We start from the raw sequence: 19847 nt of genomic DNA on the forward strand, positions 1-19847 counted from the left end.
GATATAAAGGAGGAAAAATCATGTACCCTCATCATTCATATTATCGCGGGAACCCAGATCCAGCCGGATATCCGGCGCGCAATCCTTTCTTGTTTGGCGCTCCTTTAGTCGGTGGTTTATTAGGCGGTTTTCTCGGGAGTGCTCTGTTTAACGCACCTCGTCCCTATGCTTATCCGCCTGTCCCGTATGGTTACGGAGGCGCACCGTACGGTTTTGGTGCCGGCGTGCCATACGGCGGATATCCCGGTTTCTATTAACAAAAACGGCCTGCATCGGTGCAGGCCGTTTTTTATCGGATGATTTCTACCTCGGACATATTGTAGTCTTGCTGCTTTTGAAACATGACTTCCAGAAGGCCATCCTTATAGACGGCTTTTGTTCCTTTGCGTTTGACTAAACAAGGCAGGCTTATTTTTTTCGGATGATCCAAATTCGGAAAATTTTCTATCATTAATGCGTGAGAAGTGTGTTTGATTTTCAACTGTTCCAGCTGGCTTTCGCTGATTGGCACCTTTACAAACACATGGTCTGTTGTTTCAAATATATCTATATCAGGTTTAGCAGATTTGGCGGGCTGTTCTTTTTGGGGGAGAGGATCGCGGAAAGGAAATTGAGCCGCATAATCACTGCCGAACACACTTTCCATTACGCGATTTACATACGTTTCAACTTCTTTTGGATCTGCTTTTTTTAATGCTTCCTTGGAAAATTGATTGTGGAAAGGAAAGTACTTGTTCCACTCAAACATCGTCGTCACACCCTTTCTTCACGGACAAAATAGTATATGCCCGCCCGATCTTTCACGTGATATAATATAAGATGCTCTAAAGAAAGGCGGGGATATAAATGCAATACTCAGAAACAAAAAAAGGCGTTCTTTACACAGCCGTTTCCTTTCTCATGTGGGGGCTCTTTCCGCTCTATTGGAAGCTTCTCGAACAGCTGCCGGCCCTTGATATTTTGGCTCACCGTATTATATGGTCTTTTGTTTTTATGTGTATCGTGCTTTTTTTCTTGCGGCAATGGAAAACAGGGTGGCAGGAGCTGCGCTCTTTGAAAAAGAAAGGCGGCATCCTTTCTTTATTTCTCGCTTCTGTCCTGATTTCGATTAACTGGTTTGTATACATATGGGCTGTCAACCATGGCTTTTTGCTTGAGGCTAGTCTTGGCTATTACATTAATCCGCTTGTATCAGTGCTCCTTGGAATTTTATTTCTAAAGGAAAAACTGAATCGCCTGCAATTGGTGGCGGTTTCGATTGCGGCGGCCGGCGTCATTATCTCGGCGTTCCAATACGGCTCCATTCCTTATGTTGCGCTTCTGCTTGCATTCAGCTTCGGGCTGTACGGGTTAAGCAAAAAAAGAACAAGCCTGTCAAGCGCCATTGGTTTAACGCTGGAAACATTCATGATTATGCCGATTGCTTTGGGATATTTGCTGCTGAGCGGCCATATCCAGCCCGCGGGTGCAGAAAGCGGGGGGGCGTGGATGCTTCTCTTTTTTGCCGGTGTATTTACGGCGTTGCCGCTATTATTGTTTGCGGAAGGAGCGAAACGGCTGCCGCTGTACCAAGTCGGTATCTTACAATATATTGCACCGACCATTACTTTGCTGATCGGGCTGTTTGTTTATCATGAGCCATTTTCAAGCTCGAAGGCTTTTACATTCAGCTGTATATGGGCTGCGCTGCTCTTGTTTACGTTTTCACAAGTAAAGTGGAAACGGGCGTCAAAAAGCCATTGAGGCCTTTGGCTTTTCAGCTGAACCATATATTATGTATAATCATTTCATGTATGTAAGACATAAAGGAGCAAGACGATGGACAATGATAAAGAGGTAGTGAAAGCCTACGCTTCACTTTGGAACAACCGATCTTTCGCTAGTGATGACGCAGAAGCGGTAGCAGAGGCGATTGATCTTGAGCTCTTGGATAAACGTACACATCCGAGACTCCGGAAACCGATGCTGGAAAAATATTTTGCCGCGCTCCAGCGCATTGTGAATTCACAGCTCGAACCGGCTGTGAAATATCAGCTGGTCAAATTACATACAGAACGCGCAGAGCATTTAAAAGAAGAAAGAGGGGAGCAATCATGAAAGCAATCATAAAAGAAGATGTGCAAGCATCTTTAGAACGATATGCGGACCGCCCTGTATATATCCATTTAGAAACCACAACCGGTTCTTATTCAGCGCACTTAAATGAAAAAAACATGACGGTTGTTGCATACATCCGCAATGCAAAAGTTACCTATCATCAGGCGAAAATTAAAGGCAACGGCCCTTTTCGGGTTGGTTTAAAAACAGAAGACGGCTGGATTTATGCTGAAGGCTTGACTGAATACACGGTAGATGAAGAAAATCGTTTATTATTGGCAGGACACCTGCCGGGCGGTAAACTGGCTATTTCTCTGCAAATCAGTGAAAAACCGTTCACAGTTTAAAGAAAAGGGTGAAAAATAATGAAAGAACATGTACTTGTAATCCTGCCTCACCCTGATGACGAATCATACGGAGTGGCAGGCCTGATTGCCTTAAACAGAAAAAAAGACATTCCGGTTACGTACGCCTGCGCCACTTTAGGTGAAATGGGCAGAAATATGGGCGATCCATTTTTTGCGAATCGGGAAACGTTGCCGCTATTAAGAAAACAAGAGCTTATTAACGCATGCAAAGAAATGGATATCAATGACCTTCGGATGCTTGGGCTCCGTGACAAAACGCTCGAATTTGAAGACGATGAGTATTTAGCTGATATCATGGAAGAGATCATAGATGATGTAAAACCAAGTTTAATTGTCACATTTTATCCTGGACACGGCGTGCACCCTGACCATGATGCATGTGGGGAAGCGGTTATCCGTGCATTGTACCGTAAAAAGAAAGAAGACCGTCCGCGTACGCTCTGCATGGCCATTACACGCAACAGGGAAGAAGTTCTCGGCGAAGCAGATGTCGTACTTGATATCAAAGAAGTAGCTGATATTAAAATGAATGCATTAAGAGCTCACCGCACTCAAACAGAAGGCATGCTCAGAGAGCTTGAAGAAAAATTGAAAAACAATGAACCTGTTATGGCAACATGGTTTGAAGAAGAAGTATATTGGACGTATCAATGGAATGATTAATCAAAAAGGTATAAGGCCTTTAGCCTTATACCTTTTTTAATTTCAAGTCAGATGCAATCGCTGAAGCGAGGGTGGATCTCAGGGAAATATCTTCGAAAGACAAACCAAGCTGAACCGCTGTTTGCGCTATTTCAGGGCGGATTCCCGACAAAGTTGATGAAACGCCGATTAAACGAAGCGCCTCAATCAGGCTGAACAGCTGGTGGGCAACCATCGTATCAATAACAGCTACTCCTGACAAATCAATATACAGCTGTGTCACCTTTTTCTCCGCACATTGATGCAGTGTGTTTTCCATAATCAGTTTGGCGCGGACTGTATCAATATCTCCGATTAAAGGCAGCAGCCCGACGCTGTGAAACAGCACGATGACCGGCGCGCTTAATTCAGTAATCATATCTTTTTGGGCTTGAAGCTGAAGACTTGTGTTTTTGTACATTTCTTCTATAAAAATATGAATCACAAGATCAAACGCTTTTATAAGGGCGTGATAAAGATCTTCGGCTTCTTCGCCTTTCACAGTGTCCTGATTGATATGGACAAATTCTTTCACATAGGAAACATATAAATCTCTCACTCTGACAAACTCCCGGATAATATAGTGGATAGGAGTCTTTAAATGCTCTTGATCCTGTGTGACTTCAAAGGCCCATTCTTTCAGTATAGGCAGGTACACATCTTCATCATCTATAAAAATACGGTTTATTTTATAGTTGAAGGCAAGATTCTGGCTCTTTAAATTGTGAATGACAGCAGGGTCTGTTGATGCATATATGGAATTCGGATCAGTCTCCTCAATTGTTTCATACCATGTTGAACTGATGGTCTCCGCATGCTGAGAAAGATATTCGTATAATTTTTTATTTTTTGCCATGTATGATCACCTCTTTTAACTGTATTGTTTTTGCGAATAACGTTTTTGCAGTTTAGCCAGCCTGAAAAACAGCCCAACTGCCCCGGCGGCGAGTCCTGCAATTAACCCGATCCAATAACCGAACGCGCCAAGGCTTGTAAACGTACCGACCGCATAACCGACAGGAAGGCCAATGACCCAGTAAGAGACAAATGCGGCCGCAAGCGTATAGTTCACATCTTTGTATCCTCTGAGCGCTCCCTGGATAGGTGCGGCCACAGCATCGGAAAGCTGAAAAAACAGCGCATAAATTAAAAAGTGCTGTGTCAGCAGGAGCACATCGGGGTCAGAAGTGTACATGCCGGCAATTTGCGCTCTAAATGACAGGATACAGGCTGCAGTTAACAAAGAAAAGCCAATCGCCATCATGATGCCGATCAAGCTATATGAGCGTGCATCTTTAAATCGGGCTGCACCGGCTTCAAAACCGACAACAATTGTTAAAGCCATGGACACGCTAAGCGGCAGCATATATAAAAGCGAAGCAAAGTTCATGGCCGCCTGGTGGGACGCGATGGTCACTGTATCAAAATGGCTCATCAGAAGCGTGACAGCTGCGAAAATGCTCGTTTCAAAAAACACGGCGAACCCAATAGGCAGCCCGATTTTGAGCATATTTTTACACGCTTTCCAAGAGAACTTATACATTGTAAGGAAAATCCCGTATTCGGAAAATGGCGCGGCTTTATGAATAATGAAAAAACTGATGATGCAGATACACCAATATGTAAGCGCGGACGCTAGCCCGGCACCGACGCCGCCAAGGGCAGGCATTCCGAATTTCCCAAAGATGAATACGTAATTCAATACAAAATTGATCGGAAGAGAACTGAGTGTAATCATCATTGTGACTCTCGTTTTCCCTAATGAGTCAATGAATGATCTCAAAACAGTGTAAACAAATAAAGGGAAAATTCCCAGCGATAAAAACCCTAAAAAGTGTTTGGCAATCTGATGCACGTGAGCCTCAAGGTCTAATCGGCCAAGAATAAGGTCAACTGCAGCATATCCAATCGCTAAAACGGCGATGCTAAGAAGCGCGGCCACGTATACAGCCTGTAAAACAGTAAAGGGAATCTTCTGTTTTTTTTCAGCGCCTAAAAGCTGAGCGACAATCGGGGTGACCGCCATTAATATGCCTGCAAGTCCTGTATAAACAGGGGTCCAAAGACTTGAGCCAATGGCGACACCGGCTAAATCAGCGGGGCTGACTTTCCCTGACATTACAGTATCTAAAAAAGTCATAAGAGATAGTCCCGCCTGGGTAATTAATATCGGAATTAAAATGTGCAAAAGCTGTTTGATCTTCTGCCGGGCGTTTCGAGTTTCTTTCATACATTGATCTCCGTTTCTTTTTCATAACGAGAGAAATTATAACATTTTATGTATAAAAAGCAATGAACGCCAGGCCTATTCTTTTTTTGTCGGTTTCGTTTTTCTAAACATTTGGGCATAAATAAAAGAAAGCGAAATCACGCCTAAAAAGGTGCAAATATACTGAATGATTCTTTCGATTTCCATTCTTTACATCCCTCCTTTACCAATAGAATGTGCATCAATAAGATAAGCATGCGTGAAAGGTTGGAAATTTGAAAAGGAGATGAAGGTCTATGCGTTATGAGCAGATGTCAGAAAATGCATTCAAGGGGAAAATACAAGTGTACTTAGAGCAAATATTAGGTGATGCATCGCTAATTTTGAAGGCGCTTCACGAAAAAGACCAGTGCCTCCTTTGTGAATTAGATGAATTGGGGCATATTTTTCAGGACATGCAGGGGATCGCATCATCCTTTTATTTGCAATCATACATTGAGGAATTTACGCCGGCATTTATTGAGCTGGCCAAGGCGATTAAAGCCTTATCGGAACATAAGCATGGTGCTTTAATTGTGATTGAAAGAGTGGACCCTGTTGAACATTTTATTCAAAAAGGAACATCCCTTCATGCGGAGATCAGCGCTTCATTAATTGAGAGCATCTTTTTCCCCGGAAATCCTCTTCATGACGGCGCTTTATTGGTAAGGGAAAATAAACTCGTATCAGCAGCTAATGTACTCCCACTGACAACAAAGGATGTGGATATCCATCTGGGAACCCGGCACCGCGCGGCTCTTGGAATGTCGGGGTATACGGACGCGCTTGTGCTTGTTGTTTCAGAGGAGACAGGGAAGATGTCGTTTGCAAAAGACGGTGTATTATATCCGTTAATTTCGCCAAGAACGTAAAAATAAATATAAGGGCCTGATAATGAATCCTATCATGAGACAAAATGACTGAATTCGGATCTTTTTTAAAGCATTCACTTCAAGCTGAATGCTTTTTGTCTTGAAGGCAGGAAATATAAACTGGTAGAAAAGTTATATCTAATGAATATTAATTAAGTTAAATACTTTACCTAATTATGTATTTATAGTACCGTATAAAATATTACATAAATTTTTAAAGGAAGGGTGTTGCCGCATGGCTAATGTATTAATGATCGGCTTTCCCGGTGAAGGGCATATTAATCCGTCTATCGGTGTAATGAAGGAGTTGAAATCACGGGGAGAACATATTACCTACTACGCAGTGAAGGAATACAAAGAAAAAATTGCAGCTCTTGATATTGAGTTTCGTGAGTATCATGATTTCCGGGAAGATTACTTCGGAAAGAATGCAACCGGAGATGAAGAAAGAGATTTCACAGAAATGATCTGCGCTTTTTTGAAAGGCTGTAAGGATATCGCGACTCATATTTATGATGAAGTCAAACATGAGTCGTATGATTATGTCATATATGATCACCACCTACTGGCCGGTAAAATCATTGCCAACCTGTTGAAGCTGCCGAGATTTTCACTGTGTACAACCTTTGCGATGAATGAGGAATTTCTAAAGGAAATGATGGGTGCATACATGAGAGGATCATTTGAAGATTCACCTCATTATGAATCTTACAAGCAGCTTGCAGAAACATTAAATACTGATTTTCAGGCAGGGATCAAGAAGCCATTTGACGTTTTTTCTTCAGAGGGGGACTTGACGATTGTCTTTACATCAAGGGAATTTCAGCCAATGGCTGAGCAATTCGGCGATCAGTATGTATTTGTTGGCCCTTCAATTACGGAAAGAGCCGGAAACAATGATTTCCCATTTGAGCAGATTGACAATGAAAACGTGCTGTTTATTTCGATGGGAACCATTTTTAACAATCAAAAGCAGTTTTTTAATCAATGTCTTGAGGTTTGTAAAGACTTTGACGGTAAGGTTGTGCTTTCCATCGGCAAGCATATCAAAGCAAATGAGTTAAACGACATTCCGGAGAATTTCATTGTACGCCCGTATGTCCCTCAGCTTGAGATCCTGAAAAGGGCCAGTTTATTTGTGACCCACGGCGGAATGAACAGCACAAGTGAAGGTTTGTATTTTGAAACTCCGCTTGTTGTTATTCCGATGGGAGCTGACCAATTTGCCGTCGGAAATCAAGTGGAAAAAATCGGCGCAGGGAAAGTTCTGAAAAAAGATCAACTATCTGAAAGCCTTCTGAAAGAAACGATTCAAGAAGTGATGAACAATCCTGTGTATGCTGAAAAGGCAAAAGAAATTGGACAATCACTGAAAGCGGCAGGCGGTTCTAAAAAAGCGGCCGACAGCATTCTTGAAGTTGTGAAACACAAAACTCAATCAGCCAACGCATAATATAAATGCCTGTTCTTATCAAAAGAACAGGCATTTTGGAATTTTCGTAAGAAAGCAGAGGAAGGGATTTGACACGCCAATAGAGAATTGATAAGAAAAACAGACAAGGAAGGAGGAAAATCTGCTTCGTTCATCAATAGAAAAACATCATTTTTGCCCCCGCTTAAATAGTTCTTTAGACTTTCGAAAAATAGATGCAGGTTATGTAAAATGTTAGGTGTTTATTTGAAGATTTAAAGGTCGAACGATGCTGAAATTGCTGCCGAATGTTTGAAAAGGATTTAACTTTTTGAAGAAGTGACGATAAAACTGATGTGCGCCATTTTTGGAAATAAAATACTATCTGTTTTTTGAGCAATAAACAGTTTAGGAGGTTGAATGAATGAAAAAGAAGATTGTAGCCGGCTTGGCTGTTTCTGCAGTTGTTGGGTCATCGATGGCAGCAGCGCCCGCGGAAGCAAAAACGATAAAAGTAAAAAGCGGTGATTCTCTTTGGAAACTTTCCCGCCAATATGATACGACAATATCCAAACTGAAATCCGAAAACAAATTGAAATCGTCGGTGCTTTATGTCGGACAAAGCCTTAAGATTCCTGAAAACAGCAAAAAAAGCACGACACCTTCATCAAACTCAAGCAAAACGTCAACGTACACTGTTGCATATGGTGACTCGCTATGGATGATTGCTAAAAATCATAAAATGAGTGTTTCTGAGCTTAAAAGCTTAAACAGCCTGAGCAGTGACCTGATTCGTCCAGGGCAAAAGCTTAAGATCAAAGGGACAAGCAGTTCAAGCGGCTCAAATGGATCAAAGAAAAACAGCGGTTCCAATTCTTCAGGCTCTTCAAAAAGTACATATACAGTTAAGCTGGGTGACTCACTGTGGAAAATCGCAAACAGCTTAAATATGACAGTAGCTGAATTGAAAACATTAAATGGCTTAACATCAGATACGCTTTATCCTAAACAGGTACTCAAAATAAAAGGAAGCAGCTCACCCAAGAGCGGAAACAGCGGTTCCAAGAAGCCGTCAAACTCTAATTCCTCCAAAACAACTACATACAAGGTGAAAGCAGGCGATTCGCTGTGGAAAATCGCGAATCAGCTCGGAGTCACTGTGCAAAGCATCCGTGATAAAAACAATTTATCATCTGATGTGCTGCAAATCGGACAGGTTCTGACTATCTCGGGAACAACAAAGTCTAACAATTCAAATCAGACAAAGCCAAAAGATAACTCAGGGTCAAACATTCAAATAGGCTCGAAGATTGACAGAATGATAACAGAAGCGAAAAAATATGTCGGAGTGCCGTACCGCTGGGGAGGAAACACGCCTGCCGGTTTTGATTGCAGCGGCTTCATTTATTACCTCATTAATAATGTATCATCGATATCAAGATTGAGTACGGCAGGGTATTGGAATGTCATGCAAAAAGTCAGCCAGCCGTCAGTCGGGGATTTTGTTTTCTTTACCACATATAAATCCGGCCCGTCTCACATGGGAATTTACCTAGGCGGCGGAGACTTTATTCATGCAAGCTCATCGGGCGTAGACATTTCCAATCTCAGCAATTCTTATTGGAAACAGCGCTACTTGGGAGCAAGAAGCTATTTTTAAAAACGAGTATGACAAAAAGCCTTTTTATAGGCTTTTTTTGTTTATATCAGACAATGATTGACCACACTGTTAGAAAAAACAAGGGGGAGACAGTATGTACCGTCTCTTGCTGTTGATGATGGTGACGGCGCTGGGAGCTGCGGGATGCGGACAAAACCCTCCTGACCCTCCTAAGCGGGTACCGGAAAAAGAAGCGGTTGAAACGTCTGCGTTTGGTCATCATGTCCAGCTGGTTAATCGTGGAGGCAAAGCAGTAGGTTTTATAGAACTCAAAGAATCAGAAAACGAAGGACTCGACATTCATATTTCCGCAAACAGCCTGCGCCCCGGCGCTTCACTCGGTTTTCATATCCATGAGAAAGGTTCATGTGTCAGGCCGGATTTTGAATCAGCGGGAGGTCACTTTAATCCGCTGAACAAAGAACACGGCTTCAACAATCCGATGGGGCATCATGCCGGAGATCTACCGAACCTTGAAGTCGGTGCTGATGGAAAAGTAGATGTCATTATGAATGCGCCGGACACCTCACTGAAAAAAGGAAGTAAACTAAATATTCTCGACCAGGACGGAAGTGCGTTTATTATTCATGAACATGCCGACGATTATTTGACGAATCCAAGCGGGAATTCAGGTGCGCGTATCGTCTGCGGAGCCCTTTCAGGCAATAACGAAAAGCAGTAATATCATCCAAGCCCTTTTGTATTGAGCATACAGGGGCTTTTTTAGTATACTCGTTAATGGAATACGAATAGGAAAGGGAACCTGTCTATGACAACTCAATTACAGCACTTAACATTGCCGGAAGATATACAAAAAAAGCTTTTATCATATAAAGATCAGCCAATTTCCCCAGAGTTTCAGTCACTCATCGGGACATCAGGCTATGAGGCGGAGGATGAAGCCATTTTATTCGACGCCATTATCGCATTAGCCATGGGAAAAAATGTCCTGCTGAAAGGGCCTACAGGCTCAGGAAAAACAAAGCTGGCAGAAACATTGTCCAGCTATTTTCATAAACCGATGCACAGTGTCAACTGTTCAGTTGACTTGGATGCAGAAGCCTTGGTCGGCTATAAAACAATTGAAAATCAATCTGGCCAGGCGACGATCGAGTTTGTTTCAGGACCTGTCACAAAAGCCATGAAGGAAGGCCATTTTCTTTATATAGATGAAATCAATATGGCAAAGCCGGAAACACTGCCCATTTTAAACGGTGTATTAGATTACAGAAAAATGATGACAAATCCGTTTACAGGCGAGGTCATTCGGGCTAAAGGCGGATTCGGAGTTATTGCAGCCATCAATGAAGGCTATGTTGGAACTGTTCCGCTGAATGAAGCATTGAAAAACCGTTTTGTCATCATCGATGTGCCTTATATTAAAGGCGAGCTGCTGAAACAAGTGCTTATGTCTCAGTCAGCTCTGCAAGATGAGAAATTGATTGACCGGTTTATCACGCTTTCCTCTGACTTGATTGTTCAGGCTAATAACGGACAGGTGTCTGAAGAAGCCGCATCCATCAGAGCTTTAATCGATACATGTGATTTAGCCGCTTATATTCCGCCGCGTCGTGCCATCGAACGGGGAATTGTAGAGAAGCTTGATGATGACCGGGAAAAGGCGGCCGTTCGAAATATTGCAGAAACTCTGTTTGAATGAGGGAGCTGCGATGAAATTTATCAAATTTAACGACAGCACAATTGATTCGTTTTTATTTATGATGCTGACTGATTTGGCCAAAACACTCACCAAGAGTGAAGCGGTAGAAGTGGAGTATGGCGTTCAGTCCTATTACAATCCATTTGAAAAGAAAATCTATATGAGCCACTTTTGGAAAGACAGAGCAGCCGAGGACATGGAGGCGGGTCTGAAAAGCGACGTCTACCTGCGTTCGGTCGGAACGAGATATAGCTCGCTGCAAGAGTTTGCGAACTTTTTGGATGATATCCATCGGCATCTTACGTTCAAAAGCTTTGCCAAGCAGCTGTTTATGCTGCTTGAGGACATCAGAATTGAAGAATGCATCAAACACGAGCGTCCGGGTACAAAACATGTATTTGCGAAGCGAAAAGACATGTACAGAAAACACTTCTCTACCCAGCTGACCTTAAATTTAGAACGAAGCATTTTTACGGATGCCCTCTTTTGTGCGATCTATGTCAAGCTAACAACGGAATCGCCGCTCGAGACCCTTCCGTCTATGCGTGAAGATATTGATCTGATGCGCCCGTTTATTGAGCAGCAGCTCCTTCGCGTGTATGAAGCAGATTCGACACGGCAGATTCTGAAAATTGTTGAAGACCTCATGGACGGGCTTGAAGAGGTGCTCGATAAGGATATGCTGAACACCTACTTCTTTTTACCTGAGCTTGATTACGCAAAAGCTGCGGAACAGCCGTTATTTGAAGAAGAGAAAAAAGCGCCTAAGCTGAGTGATGACATCACGCTTCCGAAAAAATCAGACGGTGATGAGGATATTCATGAAGAAGAAATGCCGACGTGGCACCGGGAAACAGAAGCACCGGCTAAAAGCTTCCTTCAATTCGATATTGAACACGGCGCAAAATCAGATTTAGGTAAAGACGCTTCAAGGGAAGGCGACGATGGAGATCAAGCCCTTGGCTCTGTCCAAGGATCAGCCAGACAAACAAAACGGAAAGACTATTCCAAGCTGGAAGCGCTGGAGTCCCAAAAAGACCAGCCGAACGGAGCGGGTATGGCTGACGGCAAAGAAAATAAATACGCATTTCCGATTTACAAAGAACCTCAGCCGGCAACCAGTGAAGAGGAGCTTTCCTATAAACAGCAGGCAAAAACGATTGAGTCGTATCAAAAGCGTTTAAAACAAATGATTCAAAAAACGCTGGAGCATAAAAAAACATTGCCGAGAACAGACCTTCATGCCGGACGGCTGAACAATAAGCTTCTGCGCTACTTCACTGAGCGAAATCCGCGTCTATTCTACAAAAAGCAAGAACCGTCTTCAGAAATTGACGCAGTTTTTACATTGCTGGTCGACTGTTCAGCCAGCATGTTCGACAAAATGGACGAAACAAAACGGGGAATCGTGTTGTTTCACGAAGCGTTGAAATCGGTAGCGGTTCCGCATCAGATTGTCGGCTTCTGGGAGGACACAAACGATGCAACCGAAACAAGCCAGCCAAACTATTTCAATACGGTTATTCCTTTCCAATCGTCATTAAGACAAGATGCTGGGCCTGCAATTATGCAGCTCGAGCCTGAGGAAGATAACCGTGACGGCTATGCGATCCGGCAGATGACGAAAAAATTGCTGCAGCGCAGCGAGGCACAAAAGTTCTTAATCGTTTTCTCAGATGGAGAGCCGGCTGCATTTGGCTATGAACAAAACGGGATTGTCGATACAAGTGAAGCGGTTATTGAAGCCCGAAAAAGAGGAATAGAAGTGATAAATGTTTTTCTCTCCAACTCAGAAATAGAAGAATCGCAAATGAAGACCATTCAGGATATGTACGGAAAATTCAGTATATTTGTCCCGGATGTCGATCAGCTCCCGGATGTTCTGTATCCGCTGCTGAAAAAACTGCTCCATAAAAGCATAGGATAGCCCTTTATCCTATGCTTTTTGGCGTTTCTTTTTTCAAATGATTAAATTTTTTGTTTTTTATAAAGGTTTTTTACTATTTTGTGAACAATCAAGGTAGAATCAAATTGCAAACAGTGGTAAAATATCGTTGGAAGCGTTTTTATTACATAATTTTGGACACAGTGTTCGAAAGTTATTTTAAGATAGTGAATCATTCACTTGATTATCTAAGTTGGGGGTAATATTCAAATGTTTCAAAATAGTATGAAACAACGAATGAATTGGGAAGATTTTTACGGTCCGAACCTCGGCTATGCGCTGGAGCTTTACGATCAGTATACCCAAGATCCGAACAGCATTGATCCGGATCTAAAGGACATGTTCGACGAGCTCGGTGCTCCGCCAAGCGATATAAAAGAGGCCTCGGGAACAAAAGAAAAGGGACGTGTTACAGCCGATCTGATTCAAAAGATCGCATCCGCAGTCAGACTTGCAGAAGATATCCGAACCTATGGCCATTTAAACGCTTCCGTCAATCCGCTCAGAAAGGATGGGAAAAAGAGCGAACTCTTTCCATTATCCGATTACGGGCTAACAGAAGAAGAAATAAAAGCAATACCTGCGTCAGTGATTTGTAAAGACGCTCCTAAAAACATTACGAACGGTCTAGAAGCCATTCAGTATTTACGAAATACCTATAAAAGAACGATCTCATTTGAATTTGACCATGTGCATGACTTCAAAGAGCGTGAGTGGCTGACGAGAAAGATTGAATCTGGCGAGCTGTTCCAGAAGAACTCAGCTGAAAAACTGTCGGCTGTGCTGGAGAGACTGACAGAAGTAGAGGGCTTCGAGCAGTTTTTGCACCGCACATTCGTCGGACAGAAGCGCTTTTCCATTGAGGGATTGGACGCGCTTGTACCAGTGCTGGATGACATTATTGCACAATCTGTCAAATCAGGTACGACCAGTGTCAACATCGGAATGGCGCACAGGGGGCGCCTGAATGTATTGGCTCACGTGCTCGGCAAACCGTATGAAATTATTTTCTCTGAATTTCAGCATGCGCCGAACAAAGACCTTGTCCCGTCTGAGGGATCAATCGGAATCAGCTACGGATGGACAGGGGATGTGAAATACCATCTGGGGGCAAATCGGGAGCTTCAAGACGCTGAAACAAAATCAGCACGCATTACGTTAGCAAACAACCCGAGCCACTTGGAATTTATCAATCCAATTGTTGAAGGCAGTACAAGAGCGGCACAAGAAACAAGAACACAAAGCGGATACCCGGTGCAGGATGAAACAAAATCGCTTGCCATTTTAATTCATGGAGACGCTGCATTCCCTGGGGAAGGAATTGTTGCTGAAACATTGAATTTAAGCTCTTTAAAAGGGTATCAAGTAGGCGGTGCGATTCATATTATTGCCAATAACATGATCGGATTCACAACAGAAAGCGCTGAATCAAGATCGACAAACTATGCCAGTGACCTGGCGAAGGGCTATGAAATTCCGATTGTTCACGTAAATGCAGACGATCCTGAAGCCTGTCTTTCAGCTGTTAAGTTTGCGGTCGAATACCGAAAAACATTCAACAAGGACTTTCTAATTGACTTGATCGGGTACAGACGCTACGGACACAACGAAATGGATGAGCCGTCAACCACTCAGCCAATGCTGTATGATGCTGTCAGAAAGCATCCGACCGTCAAACAAATTTTCGCCGAAAAGCTTGTGAACGAAGGCGTGCTTACCGAGGAAGTTGTTCAAAACATCGAAAAATCGGTAACGAAGCGCATTGAGGATGCTTATCAGAAAGTGCCGGCTAAAAAGGAACATACCGCCTGTGAAATTGAACTTCCAGAGCCTGTTTCAAACGGTTTCCCTGATGTGGACACCTCCATTGATTTTGATGTGCTTCGCAAGCTGAATGGCGAATTGGTCAACTGGCCGGAGTCGTTTAACGTTTTCGGCAAGCTAAAGCGCATTTTAGAAAGACGCGCAAAGGCGTTTGATGATGACAGAAAAGTGGAATGGTCTTTGGCTGAATCACTTGCGTTTGCTTCTATTTTGAAAGACGGAACACCGATTCGTTTAACAGGACAGGATTCCGAGCGCGGAACGTTCGCCCAAAGAAACCTTGTGCTTCATGACAGTGAGACGGGTGAAGAATTTGTGCCGCTTCATCACTTATCTGACTGTGGCACATCGTTTGCTGTTCATAACAGCCCGCTGTCTGAAGGATCGGTTCTCGGCTTTGAATACGGCTATAACGTGCATTCACCGGAAACGCTTGTCATGTGGGAAGCGCAGTACGGAGATTTTGCCAACGCTGCTCAAGTGTATTTTGACCAATTCATTTCTGCCGGACGTGCGAAATGGGGCCAAAAATCTGGATTAGTTATGCTGCTTCCGCACGGTTACGAGGGACAGGGGCCTGAGCACTCAAGCGGAAGAATCGAGCGGTTCCTGCAGCTTGCCGCGGAGAACAACTGGACGGTTGCCAATCTGACAAGCGCTGCACAGTATTTCCATATTTTAAGAAGACAGGCGAAAATGCTGCTTCGTGAAGAGATCAGACCGCTCGTCATTATGACGCCGAAGAGCCTTCTTCGTAATCCGAATACGGTTTCGGAAGTGCAGGAGCTCAGCGAAAGCCGCTTCCAGCCTGTTTACGAACAGTCCGGACTTTCTCATGACTATGAAAAAGTAACCAGACTTGTATTATCCAGCGGTAAAGTGTCCATAGACATCAGTGATCATTTCAATAAATTAGAAGACGGTAAAGAGTGGCTTCACATTGCGAGAATTGAACAGCTGTATCCATTCCCGGCAAAAGGAGTCAAAGAATTATTTGCAAAACTTCCGAACCTGAAAGAAATCGTTTGGGTGCAGGAAGAGCCGCAGAACATGGGGGCTTGGAGTTATATCAGCCCGTATTTGACAGAAATTGCACCACAGGGAGTAAGCGTTCAATATATTGGACGGAGAAGACGATCCAGCCCTGCAGAGGGAGATCCGACAGTTCATAAAAAAGAACAGGAACGTATTGTATCTGATAGCTTGACTCGCAAAAACTAAGGGGGAAATGAAAAAATGGCGGAAATTAAGGTACCTGAATTAGCAGAATCAATCTCAGAAGGAACAATAGCCCAATGGTTAAAGCAGCCTGGTGATTATGTAGAACAGGGTGAATATCTGCTTGAACTAGAAACGGACAAAGTAAATGTTGAATTGACAGCAGAAGAATCGGGTGTACTTCAAGAGGTATTGAAAGATTCGGGTGATACCGTCCAAGTCGGAGAAATTATCGGTACTATTTCAGAAGGCGCGGGTGAAAGTTCTGCCCCTGCTCCTTCAGAGAAAGCTGAAAGCAAGGAAAGCGAAAAAGTAGAGAAGCAAGCTGAACCAGCGGCACAAGAGGTGAGCGAGGAAACGCAAGCCGAAGCAAAATCAAGAACGATTGCTTCTCCTTCAGCCCGTAAGCTGGCAAGAGAGAAAGGAATTGACTTGTCTCAGGTTCCAACGGGAGATCCGTTAGGAAGAGTGCGCAAGCATGATGTCGAAGCGTACGAAAAACCAGCGTCAAAACCGGCTCCTCAGCAAAGACAGCAGCCTCAGGCTCAAAAAGCACAGCAAAGCTTTGAGAAACCTGTTGAAGTGCAAAAAATGTCACGCCGCAGACAAACGATTGCAAAACGCCTTGTAGAGGTACAGCAAACATCGGCGATGCTGACTACATTTAATGAAGTAGACATGACGGCTGTCATGAATCTCAGAAAACGCCGCAAAGATCAATTCTTTGAGCAAAACGAAGTGAAGCTCGGCTTCATGTCTTTCTTTACGAAAGCGGTCGTAGCTGCGTTGAAAAAATATCCGCTGCTGAATGCGGAAATTCAAGGCGATGAACTGATCGTTAAGAAATTCTACGATATTGGGATCGCTGTTGCGGCTGATGAAGGCCTTGTCGTTCCGGTTGTACGGGATGCGGACCGCCTGACATTTGCAGGAATCGAAAAAGAAATTGGCGAGCTTGCGAAAAAAGCAAGAAACAATAAATTAACCCTTAGTGAGCTACAGGGGGGCTCCTTCACCATTACAAACGGAGGGACTTTCGGTTCACTGATGTCGACTCCGATTTTAAACAGCCCTCAAGTCGGTATACTGGGCATGCATAAGATTCAGCTGCGCCCTGTGGCAATTGATGAAGAGCGCTTCGAAAACCGTCCGATGATGTATATCGCTTTATCTTATGATCACCGGATTGTAGACGGTAAAGAAGCGGTTGGTTTCCTAGTGACAATCAAAAATTTACTAGAAGATCCTGAACAGCTTTTATTAGAGGGCTAATAAAAAAAGGTACATCACGATAAAAGTGATGTACCTTTTTTGTTTGCGTATTTAAAGAGACAGATCGCTGCTGTTGGCTGCTGTTTGTTTCCTTTTCGCTTTTTTTGACCAGTATGTTGCAAGCATGGAACCTGAAAGGTTATGCCACACACTGAATATCGCGCTTGGTACGGCAGATAGCGGTGAGAAATGAGCCGTGGCTAGTGCCGCCCCAAGTCCTGAATTTTGCATGCCGACTTCGATTGCAATCGCTTTTTGAGACGGATAATCCATTTTTAAAAGCTTTGCGCAAAGAAATCCAAGCAAATAACCGATACCGTTATGCAGGATGACAACAGAAAAAATGAGCAACCCTGATTGAAGCAGATTTTCCCGGTTGCCGCTGACGACAGCTGAGACAATTGCAACGATGCCAATGACAGAAACAAGCGGAAGGGCATGTACGGCTTTTGCGACTTGTTTTCTGAAAAACATTTTGACGATCAGGCCTGCAATGATCGGAAATAACACAGCCTGTAAGATTGAAATAAACAAAGACCCCGGCGAGACTGGAAGCCATTCCTTTGCAAACAGCATAATCAAAACCGGTGTTACAACAGGTGCCAACAAGGTAGATATTGTTGTAACAGCAACAGAAAGCGCCGTATTTCCTTTTGCTAAAAATGTCATGACATTAGATGCAGTTCCCCCAGGGCAGCAACCCACAAGGATAACACCCACTGCAATTTCAGCTGGCAGATGCAGTCCAAATGCCAATCCAAAAGCAACGAGCGGCATGATGGTATACTGAGCAATCACTCCAATGATGACGTGCCAAGGCTTTCTGAGCAGCTCTTTGAAATCATCGGCTTGCAATGTAAGACCCATTCCAAACATGATAATGCCAAGAAAAATCGTAATATAAGAACTGATCCACGTAAATAAAGACGGGAAAGAAAATCCCAGCACGGCAAAAACAATGACCCATATGCCGAAGGTTTGTCCCGCGAAATGACTTATTTTTCTAATGATGTCCATAAAAACACTCCTTACACATTTATCAAGAACTTCAGCGGAAATTCTCACAAAATTTTAAACATTCTCTTATTATAATTAATTTTCTGAATAATTCAATATCAATAGACGGATTGGCTTTAAATAGATGACAGTAGATATATTATGTAAACTAATTAAAATGTTCTTGACTATATAGGAAGATATTCTTACAATGAATCTTTATAATGGTTAGATAAAATAGGAGTGATAGGGTGAAGGAAGCGAATCAATGGTCTTCGAAGCTCGGCTTTATTTTAGCCGCGGCAGGATCAGCTATCGGGCTTGGCGCGATATGGAAATTTCCATATGTAGCAGGCACCAGCGGAGGAGGCGCATTTTTACTTATTTTTATTTTATTTACGGTTTTAATCGGACTGCCTTTATTGTTAGGTGAATTTATCATAGGCAGAAAAACACAGAAAGATGCCGTTCAGTCCTATAAAACACTTGCTCCAGGAACGAAGTGGCATTGGATCGGTTATTTAGGCATGGCGACGTGCTTTATTCTCTTATCTTTCTACAGTGTCGTTGGCGGGTGGATTTTAGTTTATATTATCAAAGGCTTCACTGGCGGTTTATCGCAAACATCTGGTTTTGATACGATATTTGCAAGTACGATTTCGAATCCTTATTTGGCTGTAGGAGGCCAGCTGCTCTTTATGGTGGTGACAATTTTAGTTGTTGCAAAAGGGATAAGCAGCGGAATTGAAAAAGCAAGCCAAGTATTAATGCCGGCGCTTTTTATATTATTTGTCATATTAATGGTGCGTTCCATTACACTTGATGGCGCAATGGAAGGTCTTAAGTTTTTCCTGATGCCTGATTTAACCGCAATTGATGCCAATACGATTTTATATGCGATGGGACAATCCTTTTTCTTACTAAGTGTTGGTGTATCTGTCATGGTAACGTATAGCTCTTATTTAGAGAAACAGGAAAATCTGGTGCAATCCGCTGTATCTGTAACTGTATTGAACGTGCTTGTTGCTGTAATGGCCGGAATTGCGATTTTTCCAGCTGTCTTTTCATTCGGCCTCAAACCAGACCAAGGGCCGGTCCTGTTATTTAACGTGCTGCCGACTGTATTTAATCAAATGCCGTTCGGAATTATCTTTTTATTAGCATTTTTACTTCTATTTTTATTTGCGGCACTAACATCCGCTTTTTCAATGCTGGAAATTTTGGTCGCGGTGCTTTCAAAAGGCGATGTCAATAAAAGAAAACGATTCGCTTGGTTAGGCGGAATTGCTATTTTTATTGTCGGAGTGCCATCTGCATTATCATACGGTGTCTTAAGTGACGTCTCTATATTTCACTTGTCCATTTTTGATGCGGCAGACTATCTTGTAAGCAATATTTTAATGCCGTTAGGCGCGTTATTGATTTCTATTTTTGTTCCGTTAAAAATACCGAAACAGGATTTGTTCGACGAGCTGAAAAGCGGTTCCAGCCTCAAACGAAAGTGGTTTGCGGTTTGGCTCCTGCTCATTCGTTATCTTTCACCTGTTGCCATCATTATCGTATTTTTACATGTGTTAGGCATTTTTTAAAACAAG

At 43.1% G+C, this 19847-nt stretch carries 18 protein-coding genes; 14 read left to right on the forward strand and 4 right to left on the reverse strand.

All coding sequences use genetic code 11. From position 1 onward, the window contains the following. Positions 1-20: 20 nt before the first annotated feature. Positions 21-257, forward strand: coding sequence for a hypothetical protein (locus tag BSI_RS02665; RefSeq protein ID WP_003241613.1), 237 nt, complete (start codon positions 21-23; stop codon positions 255-257). Between the two features lie 32 nt (positions 258-289). Here BSI_RS02665 and BSI_RS02660 read toward each other — a convergent pair whose 3' ends face one another. Then, positions 290-748, reverse strand: coding sequence for an Hsp20/alpha crystallin family protein (locus tag BSI_RS02660; RefSeq protein WP_003241616.1), 459 nt, complete (start codon positions 746-748; stop codon positions 290-292). Between the two features lie 98 nt (positions 749-846). Between BSI_RS02660 and rarD the strand changes: the two genes are divergently transcribed. The 4 genes from rarD (at position 847) to bshB2 (ending at position 3128) form a co-directional block, all read left to right on the forward strand. Continuing rightward, positions 847-1743: an EamA family transporter RarD gene (gene rarD, locus BSI_RS02655; RefSeq protein WP_003241618.1), complete on the forward strand. Its 897-nt coding sequence runs from the start codon at positions 847-849 to the stop codon at positions 1741-1743. 75 nt (positions 1744-1818) lie between these two features. Then, complete coding sequence (gene yoyC, locus BSI_RS02650) at positions 1819-2097, forward strand: protein YoyC (protein ID WP_003241620.1); 279 nt, start codon at positions 1819-1821, stop codon at positions 2095-2097. Next, positions 2094-2444: a YojF family protein gene (locus BSI_RS02645; RefSeq protein ID WP_003241622.1), complete on the forward strand. Its 351-nt coding sequence runs from the start codon at positions 2094-2096 to the stop codon at positions 2442-2444. Before yoyC ends, BSI_RS02645 begins: the two co-directional genes overlap by 4 nt. A gap of 18 nt (positions 2445-2462) precedes the next feature. Then, a complete protein-coding gene (gene bshB2, locus BSI_RS02640) occupies positions 2463-3128 on the forward strand; it encodes a bacillithiol biosynthesis deacetylase BshB2 (protein WP_003220099.1) in 666 nt (221 codons plus the stop codon). A gap of 25 nt (positions 3129-3153) precedes the next feature. Here bshB2 and rsbRC read toward each other — a convergent pair whose 3' ends face one another. Then, entirely contained in the window at positions 3154-4002 is an 849-nt protein-coding gene (gene rsbRC, locus BSI_RS02635) for an RsbT co-antagonist RsbRC (protein ID WP_003241625.1), read from the reverse strand. A gap of 15 nt (positions 4003-4017) precedes the next feature. Next, positions 4018-5376, reverse strand: coding sequence for an MATE family efflux transporter (locus BSI_RS02630; protein WP_003241628.1), 1359 nt, complete (start codon positions 5374-5376; stop codon positions 4018-4020). A 275-nt stretch (positions 5377-5651) separates the two neighbouring features. On the opposite strand from BSI_RS02630, the gene cdaS reads away from it, so the two are divergent. From cdaS to odhB, 8 genes are all read left to right on the forward strand, one after another. After that, complete coding sequence (cdaS, locus tag BSI_RS02625; protein ID WP_003241630.1) at positions 5652-6266, forward strand: cyclic di-AMP synthase CdaS; 615 nt, start codon at positions 5652-5654, stop codon at positions 6264-6266. 235 nt (positions 6267-6501) lie between these two features. Beyond that, on the forward strand, positions 6502-7719 hold the full coding sequence (locus BSI_RS02620) for a macrolide family glycosyltransferase (RefSeq protein ID WP_003241632.1): 1218 nt from the start codon (positions 6502-6504) through the stop codon (positions 7717-7719). A 382-nt stretch (positions 7720-8101) separates the two neighbouring features. Then, a complete protein-coding gene (gene cwlS / locus BSI_RS02615; RefSeq protein ID WP_003241635.1) occupies positions 8102-9337 on the forward strand; it encodes a D-gamma-glutamyl-meso-diaminopimelic acid endopeptidase CwlS in 1236 nt (411 codons plus the stop codon). Between the two features lie 94 nt (positions 9338-9431). Beyond that, on the forward strand, positions 9432-10019 hold the full coding sequence (locus tag BSI_RS02610; RefSeq protein WP_003241637.1) for a superoxide dismutase family protein: 588 nt from the start codon (positions 9432-9434) through the stop codon (positions 10017-10019). A gap of 87 nt (positions 10020-10106) precedes the next feature. After that, on the forward strand, positions 10107-10997 hold the full coding sequence (locus BSI_RS02605; protein ID WP_003241639.1) for an AAA family ATPase: 891 nt from the start codon (positions 10107-10109) through the stop codon (positions 10995-10997). Positions 10998-11007: 10 nt separating this feature from the next. Beyond that, positions 11008-12924 (forward strand): vWA domain-containing protein, encoded by a 1917-nt coding sequence (locus BSI_RS02600; protein ID WP_003241641.1) that lies wholly within the window; start codon positions 11008-11010, stop codon positions 12922-12924. A 228-nt stretch (positions 12925-13152) separates the two neighbouring features. Further along, a complete protein-coding gene (sucA, locus tag BSI_RS02595; RefSeq protein WP_003241643.1) occupies positions 13153-15987 on the forward strand; it encodes a 2-oxoglutarate dehydrogenase E1 component in 2835 nt (944 codons plus the stop codon). A gap of 15 nt (positions 15988-16002) precedes the next feature. Beyond that, a complete protein-coding gene (gene odhB / locus BSI_RS02590; protein WP_003241644.1) occupies positions 16003-17256 on the forward strand; it encodes a 2-oxoglutarate dehydrogenase complex dihydrolipoyllysine-residue succinyltransferase in 1254 nt (417 codons plus the stop codon). Between the two features lie 51 nt (positions 17257-17307). On the opposite strand, the gene BSI_RS02585 is transcribed toward odhB, so the two are convergent. Beyond that, a complete protein-coding gene (locus BSI_RS02585) occupies positions 17308-18273 on the reverse strand; it encodes a bile acid:sodium symporter family transporter (protein ID WP_003241646.1) in 966 nt (321 codons plus the stop codon). Positions 18274-18503: 230 nt separating this feature from the next. Here BSI_RS02585 and BSI_RS02580 point away from each other — a divergent pair, with 230 nt between their 5' ends. Next, entirely contained in the window at positions 18504-19841 is a 1338-nt protein-coding gene (locus BSI_RS02580) for a sodium-dependent transporter (RefSeq protein WP_003241647.1), read from the forward strand. Positions 19842-19847 lie beyond the last annotated feature (6 nt).

This window comes from Bacillus inaquosorum KCTC 13429, from assembly GCF_000332645.1.
Classification (GTDB): Bacteria; Bacillota; Bacilli; order Bacillales; family Bacillaceae; genus Bacillus; species Bacillus inaquosorum.